This is a genomic window from Streptomyces sp. NPDC085900 (assembly GCF_044540925.1).
GTDB classification, from domain to species: domain Bacteria; phylum Actinomycetota; class Actinomycetes; order Streptomycetales; family Streptomycetaceae; genus Streptomyces; species Streptomyces gilvifuscus.
This window is the reverse complement of sequence record NZ_JBITSP010000008.1, coordinates 312,988-327,234: the sequence shown is the minus strand read 5'-3', so window position 1 is coordinate 327,234 and position 14,247 is coordinate 312,988. Positions and strand designations below refer to the sequence as shown.

Here is a 14,247-nt window from a genome sequence, read left to right as displayed (position 1 = left end):
ACGGATGACATCCATGTCCACGAAAACGCTCCCAGGGCGGGGCGACACCCTCGAACCGACCACCGCACGGCCCGAGAGGAGCGCCGGCCGTCGGCGACTCGCGGTCCGCAGCACCGCGCGCGGCAGGCAGACGCGGGCCGCGTGCATCCTCGCGGCTCCCTTCCTCGCCCTGTTCCTGGCGTTCATGCTGCTGCCGGTCGTCTGGTCGCTGCTGATGAGCCTGACCGACACGCAGAGCGCCGATCTGCGGACCCCGTTGAACGTGTCGTTCACCGGCTTCGACAACTATGTACGGCTGTTTGAGGATGAGCAGTTCGTGCATGCGCTGCGCAACACGGCCGTGTTCGTCCTGGTCGGTCTGCCGTTGACGCTGGCCACCGGGCTGGCCGCGGCAGTGGTCCTCAACAGCGGTGTCCACCGCTTCCGGGCCGTCTTCCGGGTCGGCTTCTATCTGCCGGTGATCACCAGCGTCGTGGCGGTCGCCGTGGTGTGGAAGACGCTGCTGGAGCCGCGCGCAGGGCTGGTGAACACGGTTCTGGGCTGGTTCGGGATCGACGGTCCCGCGTGGCTGGCGGACACCCGTTTCGCTCTCCCGGTCATGATCGTGATGGCGGTGTGGCGCAACCTCGGCACCGTCATGATCATCATGCTGGCGGGCCTGCAGTCCGTGCCCCAGTCTTTGATGGAGGCGGCCGAGCTCGACGGGGCCGGGGCCTGGCAGCGGTTCTGGCGGGTCACCTTCCCGCTCCTGCGTCCGGCCCTGCTGCTGACCGCGGTCACGACCGGTATCGGTTATCTGCAGTTCTTCGACGAGCCGTTCGTCATGACCGACGGCGGACCGCTGGACTCCACCCTGTCCGCCACGATGTACGCCTACAACCAGTTCGGCAACGGCAACTACGACGTTGCGTCGGCCGCCGGTTACGTCGTCTTCGTCCTCATCATCGCGCTGACCGTGCTGCAGTTCCGCGTGCTGCGAGACAAGGACTGATGCCCCATGAGCACTCTCTCTGCCCTCCGGACGGCCGGGCCGAGCACGGACCGGACTCAGCGGCGGCGCTGCATCCGGCAGAACTGGGGCCATCCCTGGCTGTATCTGCCGCTGTTCGGCTGCCTGCTGTTGATGGTCACGCCGTTTCTGTGGATGCTCTCCGGCTCCTTCAAGCCCGAGGCGGACATCCGCAAGGTGCCGCCGGTCCTGGTCCCCACAGCGCCCACGCCGGCCAGCTACCGGCAGCTGTTCAGCAGCCTGGACTTCACCACCATGTTCGCCAACTCGGTGATCGTGGCGCTGGCCGTGACGGCAGGCAACCTGCTGTTCTGCTCCATGCTCGGCTACGCCTTGGCCAAGCTGGACTTCCCCGGCCGACGTGCCGTGTTCAGCCTGGTCATCGGCACCCTGATGGTACCGGGCCTGGTCACCTTCGTACCCCTGTACGTCCTGGTGGCCAACATGAAGCTGACCGGCTCGCTGCTCGGGCTGATCCTGCCGTTCCTGGCCGCCCCGTTCGGGGTGTTCCTCATGCGGCAGTTCATCTCCACCCTGCCCGACGAACTCATCGACGCCGCCCGCGTCGACGGCTGCCGTGAACTGGCCATCTACTGGAAGATCATCCTGCCTCTGACCAGGCCGGCCCTGGCCACGCTGGGGATCATCACCTTCCTGGGCTCCTGGAACAACTTCCTGTGGCCCCTGGTCGTGGCCCAGAACGAGGACCAGTACACCCTCCCCGTCGGCCTCGCCCTGGCGAGCAGCGGACAGGACTTCACCCGCTTCGGCGTCCTCCTCGCCGGCGCCGTCGTCGTCCTGCTCCCCGTGATGGTCGTCTTCCTGCTCTTCCAGCGCCACTTCGTCGCCGGTATCGCCACCACCGGCCTGAAGTGACCTCCGTCGCCTACCCCCGTCACCTCTCTGAACTGCAACGACTCATGACTTGGAGACCACAGTGGGACACCCGGTCCGCTCTGCCGTGTACCTGGATCCGGACGCGTCCGTGGAAACCAGAACCGAGGACCTGCTGCGCCGGATGACCTTGCAGGAGAAGGTCGGGCAGTTGCTGATGCTCGACGCCCAGCACGGGGACCTCGAGGACATCGTGTCGGCCAAGCTGGCCGGGTCGGTCCTGCATGTGACGCCCGAGCGCATGCCGGAGGCCATGGAACGGGCCCAGCGGACACGGCTCGGCATTCCGCTGCTGACCGCCGACGACTGCATTCACGGCCACTCCTTCTGGCCGGGCGCGACCATCTTCCCTACACAGCTCGGCATGGCCTGCACCTGGGATCCCTCTCTGATCCACCGGGTCGCCCGTGCGTCCGCGATCGAGATCTCGACGACCGGAATCCACGGGACCTTCTCCCCGGTGCTGTGCATCACCCGGGACCTGCGCTGGGGCCGGATCAACGAGACCTTCGGCGAAGATCCTTACCTGATAGGCGAGTTGGGGGCCGCAATGGTGCGCGGCTACCAGGGTGAGGGTCTCGGCGACCCGACCGCCGTGCTGGCGTACGCCAAGCACTTCGCGGGCTACTCCGAGACCTTGGGCGGACGCGACGCCAGCGAGGCGGATCTCAGCCCGCGCAAGCTGCGCTCGTGGTTCCTGCCCCCGTTCGAGCAGGCGGCCCGGGCCGGCTGCCGCGGCTTCATGCTGGGCTACCAGTCGATCGACGGGGTGCCCATCACCGCGAACGAGTGGCTGATCAACGATGTGCTCAAGGGTGAGTGGGGCTTCACCGGCACGCTGGTGACCGACTGGGACAACGTCGGCCGGATGGTCTACGACCAGCGGACCTGCGTCGACTACGCCGAGGCGGCGGCGGTCGCCGTCAACTCCGGGAACGACCTGATCATGGCCACGCCGGCGTTCTTCGAGGGCGCCCAGGAGGCGGTCGCCCGCGGCCTGATCGAGGAGAAGCAGATCGACGACGCGGTACGGCGGGTGCTGCGGCTGAAGTTCGAACTCGGGCTCTTCGAGGACCCCCGTGCCCCCGACCCCGAGCGGCAGGCGCAGGTGATCGGCTGCCGCGAGCACGCCGACCTCAACCTCGAGACCGCCCGCCGTTCCCTCGTGCTGCTGCGCAACGAGGGGATCCTGCCCCTCGAAGGCGGGCTGACCGCGGACGGAACCGGCCGCGCCACAGGCCAGGGCACGCCACGCACGATCGCGGTCATCGGCCCCAACGCCGACAGCCCGGAGGCCATGCTCGGAGACTGGGCGGGTGCCACCGGCCAGGTGCCGTGGATGCCCGAAGGACATCCACGCGAGTTGGTGGAGACGGTGCTGGACGGCCTGCGCGCCGTCGTCCCCGTCGACTGGACCGTCACACACGCCCGCGGAGCCGAGATCGAAAGCCCCGCCTTCGACCACGACCAGTGGGTCGCCGGGCCCGACGGCCAGCCGCAGCCGCCCGTTTTCACCCCCGCCCCGGTCGACGAAGAACAGCTTCGGGAAGCCACCGCCGCCGCAGAGGCCGCCGACTACGCCGTCGTGGTGGTCGGGGACACCATCGCTCTGACGGGCGAGGTGCGCTCCACGGCCACCCTCGACCTCCAGGGAGGTCAGATCGCGCTGCTGGACGCGGTCGCCGCCACCGGCACGCCCATGATCGTCGTACTGCTGCAGTCCAAGCCGAGCACCCTCCCCGACTCGGCACTGAACGCGGCAGCGCTCATCGAGGCGTTCAACCCAGGCATGCGCGGCGGCCGTGCCGTCGCCGAACTCCTCCTCGGACTCACCGAACCCAGCGGCCGCCTCCCCGTCTCCTTCGCACGCCACGTCGGGCAGCAGCCGGTCTACTACAACCAGGTGCGGGGTCAGCACGGTGACCGCTACGCGGACCTCACCCAGGACCCCCTGTTCGCGTTCGGCGAGGGCCTGAGCTACACCACCGTCACCTACTCCGACCTCACCCTGCACGAGGACGAGGTCTCCACCGACGGCACCGTCCACGCCACGGTGTGGCTCACCAACAGCGGAAGCCGTCCGGCCCTGGAGACGGTCCAGGCGTACATCAGTGACCTGACCACCAGCGTCACTTGGGCCGAGCAGGAGCTGAAGGCGTTCACCCAGGCCGAAGTCCCGCCCGGTGAAACCCTCGCCGTCGGCATCAGCGTCCCTGCCGGACACTGCTCGCTCGTCACCGCCGACAACCGTCGCGTGGTCGAACCAGGCGAGTTCATGCTCCGCGTCGGCCCCAGCTCACGGCGGGAGCACCAGCTCAGCGCGGGATTCCGCATCCGGGCCTGAGGGCCGGCGCCCGGCTGCCCCCAGGGGCGGCCGGCGGGCCCTGCCTGACATACCGAAAGGCACGCGTGTGTCCACTCCACCCCTCGATCCGCACTTCCCAGTCGCGCATCTGCGTCCGCCCCGCAACTGGCTCAATGACCCCAACGGGCTGGTCTTCCACGACGGCCACTATCACGTCTCCTACCAGTACAACCCGTACGGCGCGACCCACGCGAACATGCACTGGGGCCACTTCCGCAGCCCCGACCTGCTGAGCTGGGAGCCGCTGCCGATCGCCCTCACCCCGGACCCCGGCGGCGTGGACGCCGACGGCTGCTTCTCCGGCAACGCCGTCTCCGACGGCGACCGCCTCGTCGCCTTCTACTCCGCGCACCTCGTGGCGCGCTCCCCCCAGCAACAGCCGGTCACCTGCGCCGTCTCCCACGACGGCGGCACGACCTTCCGCCCGCGGGGCGAACTGCTCATCCCCGAGCTGCCCGAGGGCTGCACCATGTATCGCGACCCGTACGTCTGGCGGGAGGACGGCCGGTGGCGGATGCTGGTCGGCGCCGCTCTTGCCGACGGCCGCGCCGCCACCCTCCTGTACGACTCGCCCGATCTGGAGACCTGGGCCTACCGAGGGCCCTTCGTGGCGCGTCATCCGGAGCCCGTCGGCGGCACCGAGGAGCTCACCGGCGATGGCTGGGAATGCCCCCAGTACCTCCCGGCAGCCGGCGGACAGGCCGCCCTCATCTTCAGTACCTGGACCGAGCCCACTGGCCCGATGCGCGTCGCGGCCCTGATCGGCGAAGAGCACGACGGCCACTTCAAGGCAGGCGCGCCGGTGTGGGCGGACCACGGCCCGGACTGCTACGCGCCTGCCCTGCTGCGTGCACCTGGCGGCAGATGGCTGCTGTGGGGCTGGTCCTGGGAAGCCCGCGACCAAGCCTGGGCCGTCGCCGGCGGTTGGGCCGGCGTCCTCACCGTGCCCCGCGAGATCCATGTCGGGGCTGACGGCACGCTGCGTCAGCGGCCTGCCGACGAGCTGCTCGCGCTGCGCGGTGAGCGCACCGTGCGGGCCGAGGGTGCGACCCATGGCCCGGAGCCGGTGGAACTGGGCAGTGTGGGACGGGCCTTCGACCTGACGGCCCGTCTGGAGCCGATCGGGACCGCAGGCCTGCGGCTGCTCACTACCCTCGACGGATCCGAGTACCTCGACATCCGCCTCGATCCGGACGCGGGCGAACTGGTCGTCGACCGCTACCACGCCTCCTTGGACACGCGCGCCCACGGCGGCGCCTACCGGATGCCCTGCCCCACCGGACAGCCGGTCGACCTCCGCGTGGTCGTCGACCACTCCATCGCCGAGGTCTTCCTGACCTCTACCGGCCAGGTCCTCACGCTGCGGTTCTACCCGACAGGGCAGGGCGCGTGGCGACTTCAGGCCCACGCCGCACCAGGCACGCGCCTTCGCTACGCGGTCGACGCGTGGGAGTTGCTCCCGCTTGTGATCAAGACGCCAACCGCCGGCGCCGCAGAGCAGTACTGAAGAACAGGTCTGAAGGAGGATCCTCAATGAGCTCGCACGGTTTTGGACGACGTCAGTTCCTCACCACCGCCATCGGCGTCGCCGCCGCCTGGACCCAGGTTTCCGGCAACGCTGCCGCCGCCACCGCGTCGCGTAATTCTTCCGTGCAGGTCTGGCTGACCGACGTATCGGCAAAGAAGTGGGTCGTCGGGCAGAGCGACGTGCCTTTCCGGACGAAGAGCACGGGCAACCCGCTCACGATCAAGGTCGACGACGCCGTCAAGTACCAGAGGATCCAAGGCTTCGGGGCGGCCATGACCGACTCTTCCGCCTGGCTCATCAACAAGCTGTCCACCGCTGACCGAGCGACCCTGATGCAGAAGCTGTACGACCCCTCGAAGGGCATCGGCCTCAGCCTGATCCGTACGCCGATGGGCGCCACGGACTTCAACGCGTCCGGCAGCTACTCCTACGACGACATGCCTGCGGGACAGACGGACCCGACGCTGTCCGACTTCTCGGTCCAACACGACGAGAAGTACATCATTCCGGTCTTGCGGCAGGCTCTCGCACAGAACCCGTCCGCCAAGATCCTGGCCAACCCATGGAGCCCGCCAGGCTGGATGAAGACCTCGGACTCCATGATCGGCGGCACCCTCAAGAGCGACTACGCCTCCACGCTGGCCGACTACTTCGTGAAGTTCATCAAGGCCTACGACAAGGCCGGTGTGCCCATCTCCTACATCACGCCGCAGAACGAGCCCATGGGCACGCCCAGTTGGCCCGGCATGTTCCTGTCCCCATACCAGGAATCCGCGTTGATCCAGGAGATCGGCCAGGCGTTCGCGGCCAACCGCATCTCCACGAAGATCCTGGCCTGGGACCACAACTGGGATGTGCCCTCGTATCCCGAGACGATCTTCAGTGACCCCGCCGCCTCCCAGTACACGGCCGGCACCGGATGGCACATCTACAGTGGCAACCCGACGTACCAGACTGTGGTCCACAACGACTTTCCGGGCAAGGAAACCTACATCACGGAGGCCAGCGGAGGCATCTGGCAGGGTGACGACGAGACGGCGTTCCATGACGCACTCGGCACGTGGATCATCAAGGGCATGCGCAACTGGGCGAACGGCGTGATGTTCTGGAACACCGCGCTGGACCCCGAGTTGGGGCCGCTCAACAGCGACACCAACGGCATCCCCATGTGCCGGGGACTGGTCACGGTCGATCCGGACAGCGGGCAGGTGTCCTACAACGTGGACTACTACGCACTCGCTCACGCCAGCCGGTTTGTGAAGCCCGGAGCGCATCGCATCTACTCGAACACCTTCGGGGAAGGAAGCATCGAGAGCGTCGCGTTCCTGAACCCGGACGGCTCGAAGGTCGTGATCGCGTACAACTCGGGTAGCGCCGCGAAGAACTTCAGCGTCGCGGACGGGATGCAGTCCTTCGACTACACCCTGAACGCCGGCGGCGCTGTCACGTTCACCTACAAGGGCGGGCGCAGCGGCGGGACCCCCGCGGCGACCAATGTCCTCGACCCGACCCATGACTTCACGTTCAAGTCGTCGCTGGGGCCGATGACGGTCACGTACGACCCGGCACTCCTGCAATACCAGAACGCCGTCCGCACCGGAAGCAAGCTGCTCACGTACTCCCTGCCGATCGGGGCGTCCATCAAGACGCCCGGAACGTCACTGGGCCGTGGTAAGTGGACCGCCACGGCCTCGTCGAGCCCGGACTGGGGTCCGGCCTCGAACGCGATCGACGGCGACATCAACAGCCGGTGGAATCTCGGCCAGGGGACTACCAGTGGCGCCTGGTTCCAGATCGATCTGGGGCGCCCGACGAGCTTCAACAAGATCGTCTTCGCCACTGGAGAAAGCAGCTCCTTCGACTACGTCACCAAGTACCAGATATACGTCTCGGACGACGGGGCCGACTGGGGCAGCGCGGTCGCGAACGGCAGCGGGAGCATAGGGAAGACAGCCGTCACGTTGCCGGAGCAGACGGCACGGTACATTCGCATCGTCTGTGTCGCGGCATCCGGTTTCTGGTGGAGTATCGCCGAAATCAACGTATACGGATCCTCGAGCGGCACCGGTTCGATCGCAGCCCCGACAGCGGTGCCCAAGGGCCTCCAGTTGAAGACCTGGACCAGTCCGGAAGGGGCGCAGGTCACCGCGGTGTTCAACGGCACCGCCGGCAGCCGGAGCTTCCCGGTGTCCGCCGACGGCTCGTACACCTACACCCTGCCGAGCGGAACGTCGGCGATGTTCACCACGCAGAAGCTGTCCGGCTTCCCCGCACCTGTCTTCGGAAGCCTCAGGCCGAAGCAAGGGATACCGCGCGCCAAGTTCACGATCAGCGGTTCTCACTTCGGTGACGCGCAGGGGCTGGGCACGGTGCGTTTCGGGAAGCTCTTCGCCGAAATCGACAGTTGGTCGGACACGAGCATCAGCGCGTACGTGCCGAGCGGGCTGTCGGTGGGCACGTACAAGGTCTCGGTGAACGGCGCCGGCGGAGCGGATGCCGGTGGAACGTCGTTCGACGTCATAGATCTGGGCCCTGCACTGTCACGGACGGGTTGGACCGCAACGACTTCGGACACAAGTCCGTACGACGATGGTCCCGGAAACATGCTGGACGGCAATTCCGGCACCCGGTACAGCTCCGGAACAGGCCAGTACGACGGCCTGTGGATCCAGGTCGACATGGGGCAGACCCAAACGTTCGACAAGATCCTGCTCGATTCCGGCAGCAACATCGGCGACTACGCCCGAAGCGCAGACGTGTACGTCTCCACGGATGGAACGGACTGGACCAAAGTCTCTTCCATAACGGACGGCCAACGAGTCGGACTTGTATCCTTCCCGACGCAGACAGCCCGCTACATCAAGGTCGTCAATACCGCCGATGTCGCGAGTAACTGGTGGTCAATCGCAGAACTGACCGTCTACAGCTGACCTCGGGCTTTCATGCGAGGTGATCGATGACCTTGTCCCCGAGGTCTGGAAAGTGCCTCCGGCCAGCGAGAACAGGGATCCCTGACCCCCTTTTCCTGCAATGGCCGGAGGCACTTGTCAGGTGTCCCGGGCGACTTTGGGCCCGCCGCGCGGACATGCCCCAAGCCCAGCAGGCCGTCGCAAGCCGGCCTGCCGCCGAGGCTCTGATGGGCACGGCGTCCCGGGGCCGCGTGCACCAGCGGCATTCCCCCGGACCTCAAGGGCCGCCTCCGCCTCGACGACGATGCAGAAGACAGCAGAACCTGATCGGCATCCGTCATCTCCAGGGGATCCGCCGCAACGGAGAAAGCCGCTCTCGGTGGTGGGCGATCGTCGGCGCTCGCTCATCGGTCCGATGCCGTGTGCCCTGTCTCAAGGGAAAGCCCTACCCGAGCGGCCTGACCGACGAACGCTGGGCATTGATCGAGCTCGTGATCACCGCCTGGAAGCCGCGCGCCCCTCGGCAACCGCACCTTCACCCCACCGGCTATGAGGCGGGCGGCAACCAGTCACCACGGCCGACGTCGAGGACGCCAGCGCTTGTCGCGCTCTGCTCACACAGGCCGCCGCCGGGCATCCCACCCTGGGCACGGTCTGGGTCGACGGCGGCGATCACAAGGGGCCACCCTCGACATGCGGCCCAATGCCATTCCACTGAGCGGAAGTTCGACATCACTTGGTGTCAGTCAGCCCTGGCATGATCGCGGTCATGACTACTTCGCTCGTGGAAGAACTCGTTCTCCGAACGGCCGAGAAGCATGGCCTTCCTGGGCCGGTCGCACAGGAGATGCTCGCCGGCTCCCGGCCGTGCCTGCACTTGGTCCCCTTCCAGAACCTGACTCTCGCCCAGCAGGAAGAGGCCCGTCCCGCCGCACGCACCGGAGGCCTCCCCTCCCTTCCGGACGGCGTCGACTGGCCCGAGGGACGCGAACCGCTGGTACTGACCATCGACTGCGCGGCGCTCCCCCGGGAAGTCCTGGACATCGAACTGCCGCCCGACGGACGCCTGTTGTTCTTCACCGAGATCGAGTACGAGCCGGAGTCGTCGGTGGTGCTCTACGTCCCCGCCGGCGCGCGGAGCACGGAGCGCCCGGCGACGTACGCACTCGACGGCGAGCCGGAACAGGCCACGGTCTACCAACCAGGCGTCCTGTACCCGGTCCCGGGACTGACCGTCGCGCCCGACTGGCGCGATGCCCCCGCGACCAGCGCGTTCCTGGACGGTGCCGCGGACCGGGAGGACATCCTGGACGTTTTCGAGGACGCCGTGCGGAACGTGGCAGCGGGCGGCGCCTCACACGGAGTCTCTGTCCAACTGGGCGGCTTCTCCAGTCCCTGGCAGTCGGCACCGGACGAGGGCGACCTCGTTCTCCTGGCACAGATACACGGCCAGTCGATCGACTACAACGTCTACACCCAGACCCTGATCACCGGCACCCGCGAGGACATCGCCGGGCGCCGGTACCAAACACTGGAGTTCGAGCAACAAGTCTGAGAAGCGACTGAGCGCTTCTTCGAATGTGGCTGGGTGTCACTGGGGTTGGCACGGCAGACCGACCAAGCTCCTGATAGACGGGTTTGCCGACCAAGATCAACCTTCGCTGTCGAGAGCTTCGCGTGCTTGTCCACCCCTTCCGGACCGGACCTGTCCACTCCCGAACGCCGGCTGATACGACGGAAGCTGACCGCTGGGCGGCGACGGATCGGCACCCGCTGGCGTCGACTCACCTGTGGACGGTAGGCGTTGACAGGCCTGGCCCATCTGCCCTTCGGTCACACCTTCGCCCAGCCAGCGGTTGGGTTCGGCGTCCTGGCCACCGCCACCGCCACGTCACCGAGGCCATGGACGTCCCAGCCGCCCTCGCCGCTACCCTCCAGCCCCAGCTCTTGGGGCGTGACGGCTACCGCAGCGCCCACCCGACCGGCGATTCCGTCGGACCCGACAGGGAGTGAATGGAGGCGTCTGCGCCGAGGCTGACAGGCTGTGGACGGTATGCCGCGGCCGACTCGGGGACAGCCGCGGCATCCGCACCTCACTCACCCCGAAACGCGCCGGAAGGACCACGGCCCGGAGGTGAACACCGACTGCCCCACTCACGCCGGGCCAGTCTGCGCCGAACGGGCGAACCACCCGCCCCTCCACCCTGCAGCCAGAACGTGCTCATCATGACCGATGAGCAAGCGACTCTGCTGACCGGCCCGCCGACGCCCAGGGGAGGGCGGCCAAGCCGGTCGGGCCCAGAACGATCGTCAGCTCCCACGGGGTCCAAAGGAAGCAATCCGACCGCGGATCGCACGTCGCCAGCGTCGAGGCAACCGACTTGACCGGCGGGGCTGGAACCGTCCGGGCCGCTCCCGGTCAGGCGCCGGCGCCGCCGTCGACCGGGACGATCGCGCCGGTCACCATCGAGGCGCGGTCGCTGAGCAGCCACGCGGCGGCCTCGGCGACCTCGCGGGGCTCGGCCATGCGACCGAGTGGGGTCGAAGCGTTGATGGTTTCGACGATCCCCGGGGACACCGCCTCCCACGCGTCGATCATCTCCGTGGCCGTGCCGCCGGGGGTGATGCCATTGACGCGGATGCCCTCCCGGCCCCACGTCGCGGCAGCGGTCTCGGTGATGCTGTTGAGCGCGCGCTTCATAGCGCCGTAGGCCGGCAATGCTGGGTTGGCGCGGCGGCTGCCGATGCTGGAGGTGTTGACGATCGCCCCGCCGCCGCTGCGGCGCATGAGCGCGGCCTCGGCGTTCATGGCGGTCCAGTGCGAGCGGAAGTTCACGGCGAACTGCGCATCGATGTCCTCGTCGCTGGTGGTGTCGAGCGGGCCTGGCTGCTGGATCACCGCGCCGTTGTTGAAGGCGCCGTCGAGCCGTCCGTGCAGTTCCTCGACGCGGTCGACCGCGTCGCGGATGCTCGAGGAGTCGGCGAGATCCAGGGTGACGGCGTCGGCAACGCCGCCCTCGGCGCGGATTTCCTTCACGATCCGCTCCAGGGCGTCGGTGCCGCGAGCGGCGAGCACGACGACGGCGCCCTCAGCGGCGAAGAGCCGGCCCGCGGCCGCGCCGATGCCACGACTGGCGCCGGTGATCAAAACGACCTTGCCGGTGAGCAGGCCAATGGGTGCAGATTGCGTGGTGTTCGTCATGGCACCCAGCGTCCGGGCGGCCGCCGGCCGGATACAGGCACAGGCTGTACCAGGATCCGCCGCCGCGCAGCGGGCAGACTCGGAGTATGGACAAGCAGGAACTCGGGGCGTTTCTCCGCAGCCGCCGTGAGCGGCTCCGCCCACAGGATGTCGGCCTTCCCGCCGGACCGCGACGCCGCACACCCGGTCTGCGCCGCGAGGAGGTCGCGGTCCTCGCGCACATCTCCACGGAGTACTACGTCCGGCTGGAACAAGGTCGGGCGCCTCGGCCGTCGGCCGAGGTCCTCTCCGGGATCGCGGGCGCGCTGCGGCTCACCGACACCGAGTCCGACCACCTCCACGTCCTCGCAGGAACTGCGCCGGTACGTGTCCAACGGCATCGGCGCGACGTCCGCCCCAGCATCCTCGCGCTCCTTGAGCGACTCCCACAGACGGCCGCCTTCGTGATATCCACCGCCTTCGAAGTCCTCGCGTGGAACGACCTCGCAGCCGCCCTCATGGAGGACTTCGCACCGCTCGCCCCCAGGGACCGCAATCTGGCGCGCCGTGCCTTCCTCGGGCCGCAGCGCGCAGATGCGCCGCTGTACGGGATCTCCGACGCCGCCGAGTTCCGGCACCACGTGGTCATGCAGCTCCGCACCACCCTCGCCCGCTACCCCACAGATCCCGAGGTGACCGGCCTCGTCGACGAACTCCGCACCGCCAGCCACGACTTCGCCCGGCTCTGGGAACGGCACGACGTACAGGCCGCTCAAGTGCTGACCAAGACCTTCCGCCACCCGGTCGTCGGTGAGGTCACCGTCGACTGCGACACACTCACCCTCCCCGACCGCGACCAGTACCTCGTGCTCTACACCGCACCACCGGGGTCCCCCGGCGCCGAAGCCCTGGCCCTCCTGAACGTCCTCGGAGCCGAAGCCGGCAACTACATGCGGTAGTCACACGTTCTGACAGGCCTTGGCTTTGAACTCGGCTACGGAGAAGGTCATTGCGGATGCGTTGCCTTTGTTCGAGATGCCTTCGTAGCGGACCGTGCCCGGGGTAAGCCGGTCCCGGTCAGCCAAAGTAAAGGAGACGCTGCTGGCCGACCACGAGTTGTCCTTGGTCCACCCGTAAAGCACATAGGTGCCTTTCGCGGTGAGTGGAGCAAGAGACTTGGTCGCGGTCCAGCCACCGGCAGGAGCGTCCAGGGTCCAGGTCGCGAGGCCCGGTGTGCGAGGGCGGGCGGCGGTCCATGAGCCGACCGTCACTTGCTTGCTGACGTCGTCGCTGTCCACGTAGAGGGTCGCGCCGTCGATGTGATGTCCGCAAACCATCATGACGCCGAGCAGATGGCCGTCGGCGGTCACGGAGAGGCCGACGACGGCATCGGGGGGAACGGTGCATCCTGAGACCGCGGCCAGGGCCAGGCCTGCCACGACGGCGCCGACGAGTCGTCGGAACGTCGGACGTGAAGTGATCGACGACATGCTTGGCCCCTGCCCGGGATGCGCGTGGTGCCCCTGCCCTCGCATGCTAGGGGGCGAGCAGCCTCTGGCCCCAGCGTCGCCACCCAGCCGTTGCACGCTCGTTGTTGCCTTGTAGTGCTCGGCTGCGTCAGTCCGATCAAGACACCGACTCCTGAGCACCCTCTCCTCATCGATCGGCGAGATGCGAAACGGATGCGACACTGTCGCACACGCCACTGACAGCGGTTCAGGCCAAAGCTCGTACCCGGCCTCCGTTGCGTCGGCCGGTCGGATCTCCACCGCGACCTACCGGGTCGTGAGCAGTATCGACTAGCACGGTGTCATCACCTCCGCGAACGCCCCTGAGGACACTGTCGCGTTGGCCGTTCCGGCCGGTACCTGGGCGGTCTTCACCACCTCCGGGCCCGCGCCGCAGGCCATCTAGGAGATGTGGCGGGACGTCTTCACGGAGTGGTTCCCGTCGAACTCCTACCGCAGCCGCAGCGGTCCCGAGATCCTGGGCACCCGCCTGTCGCCCGAGACGGGCGAGGCCGATGTCGAACTGTGGCTCCCGGTGGAACCCGAACGCCACTGAGGAAGCGACAAACTCGGCCTGGTGGGGTGCAGCGCCGCCTGGCGCGACGATCCCTCGGCACGCGGGCTGTCCGAGCAGCGTCTTCCTTACTGGTATGCCGGGACTCCGTCATGCCCGGTCGGATATTCACTCCCCCGTCTGTGACACCCCCATCGGTGGCCAGGCGGTTGGCCGCGCGACTGGCCAACCGCCTGGCCAGGCTCGTCCGCCGGTGCTCCGGCGCCGTTTTGTTGAGCATGGTTGATCGTGGACGTTGTTCTCGGCGCATCCTCGCAGGAGCGCGACCCGCACGTTCTG

Annotated in this window: 9 protein-coding genes and 2 pseudogenes; 9 read left to right on the top strand and 2 right to left on the bottom strand. The window is 67.8% G+C overall.

The window, feature by feature from the left end; translation table 11 throughout:
• Positions 1–4 precede the first annotated feature (4 nt).
• From ACIGDI_RS27885 to ACIGDI_RS27855, 7 genes and pseudogenes are all read left to right on the top strand, one after another.
• Positions 5–991: a carbohydrate ABC transporter permease gene (locus ACIGDI_RS27885; RefSeq protein WP_399901951.1), complete on the top strand. Its 987-nt coding sequence runs from the start codon at positions 5–7 to the stop codon at positions 989–991.
• 6 nt (positions 992–997) lie between these two features.
• The gene (locus tag ACIGDI_RS27880) at positions 998–1,885 is read left to right on the top strand and encodes a carbohydrate ABC transporter permease (protein WP_399901948.1); all 888 of its coding nucleotides are present in this window, start codon (positions 998–1,000) and stop codon (positions 1,883–1,885) included.
• A gap of 61 nt (positions 1,886–1,946) precedes the next feature.
• Positions 1,947–4,247, top strand: a complete 2,301-nt coding sequence (locus ACIGDI_RS27875; protein WP_399902263.1) for a glycoside hydrolase family 3 N-terminal domain-containing protein — start codon at positions 1,947–1,949, stop codon at positions 4,245–4,247.
• A 67-nt stretch (positions 4,248–4,314) separates the two neighbouring features.
• Positions 4,315–5,775: a glycoside hydrolase family 32 protein gene (locus ACIGDI_RS27870; protein WP_399901945.1), complete on the top strand. Its 1,461-nt coding sequence runs from the start codon at positions 4,315–4,317 to the stop codon at positions 5,773–5,775.
• Positions 5,776–5,801: 26 nt separating this feature from the next.
• The gene (locus tag ACIGDI_RS27865) at positions 5,802–8,726 is read left to right on the top strand and encodes a discoidin domain-containing protein (RefSeq protein WP_399901942.1); all 2,925 of its coding nucleotides are present in this window, start codon (positions 5,802–5,804) and stop codon (positions 8,724–8,726) included.
• Between the two features lie 748 nt (positions 8,727–9,474).
• Positions 9,475–10,260 (top strand): DUF1963 domain-containing protein, encoded by a 786-nt coding sequence (locus ACIGDI_RS27860; RefSeq protein ID WP_399901939.1) that lies wholly within the window; start codon positions 9,475–9,477, stop codon positions 10,258–10,260.
• Between the two features lie 126 nt (positions 10,261–10,386).
• Positions 10,387–10,643, top strand: a pseudogene (locus ACIGDI_RS27855) (IS5/IS1182 family transposase); the annotation flags it as partial.
• Positions 10,644–11,124: 481 nt separating this feature from the next.
• Here the strand turns inward: ACIGDI_RS27855 and ACIGDI_RS27850 are convergent.
• On the bottom strand, positions 11,125–11,907 hold the full coding sequence (locus ACIGDI_RS27850) for an SDR family NAD(P)-dependent oxidoreductase (RefSeq protein WP_399901936.1): 783 nt from the start codon (positions 11,905–11,907) through the stop codon (positions 11,125–11,127).
• Between the two features lie 86 nt (positions 11,908–11,993).
• On the opposite strand from ACIGDI_RS27850, the gene ACIGDI_RS27845 reads away from it, so the two are divergent.
• Positions 11,994–12,845: a helix-turn-helix transcriptional regulator gene (locus tag ACIGDI_RS27845; RefSeq protein ID WP_399901933.1), complete on the top strand. Its 852-nt coding sequence runs from the start codon at positions 11,994–11,996 to the stop codon at positions 12,843–12,845.
• On the opposite strand, the gene ACIGDI_RS27840 is transcribed toward ACIGDI_RS27845, so the two are convergent.
• The gene (locus ACIGDI_RS27840) at positions 12,846–13,376 is read right to left on the bottom strand and encodes a hypothetical protein (RefSeq protein WP_399901930.1); all 531 of its coding nucleotides are present in this window, start codon (positions 13,374–13,376) and stop codon (positions 12,846–12,848) included. It lies immediately after the preceding gene.
• 313 nt (positions 13,377–13,689) lie between these two features.
• Between ACIGDI_RS27840 and ACIGDI_RS27835 the strand changes: the two are divergent.
• Positions 13,690–13,950: pseudogene (locus tag ACIGDI_RS27835) on the top strand (GyrI-like domain-containing protein); the annotation flags it as partial.
• Positions 13,951–14,247: the final 297 nt, after the last annotated feature.

What these genes read in the sequence shown, in the direction of transcription:
- ACIGDI_RS27885 (WP_399901951.1), top strand. Translation starts at nt 5, where the DNA reads ATGACATCCATGTCCACGAAAACGCTCCCAGGGCGGGGCGACACCCTC.
- ACIGDI_RS27880 (WP_399901948.1), top strand. Translation starts at nt 998, where the DNA reads ATGAGCACTCTCTCTGCCCTCCGGACGGCCGGGCCGAGCACGGACCGG.
- ACIGDI_RS27865 (WP_399901942.1), top strand. Translation starts at nt 5,802, where the DNA reads ATGAGCTCGCACGGTTTTGGACGACGTCAGTTCCTCACCACCGCCATC.
- ACIGDI_RS27860 (WP_399901939.1), top strand. Translation starts at nt 9,475, where the DNA reads ATGACTACTTCGCTCGTGGAAGAACTCGTTCTCCGAACGGCCGAGAAG.
- ACIGDI_RS27850 (WP_399901936.1), bottom strand. Translation starts at nt 11,907, where the DNA reads ATGACGAACACCACGCAATCTGCACCCATTGGCCTGCTCACCGGCAAG.
- ACIGDI_RS27845 (WP_399901933.1), top strand. Translation starts at nt 11,994, where the DNA reads ATGGACAAGCAGGAACTCGGGGCGTTTCTCCGCAGCCGCCGTGAGCGG.
- ACIGDI_RS27840 (WP_399901930.1), bottom strand. Translation starts at nt 13,376, where the DNA reads ATGTCGTCGATCACTTCACGTCCGACGTTCCGACGACTCGTCGGCGCC.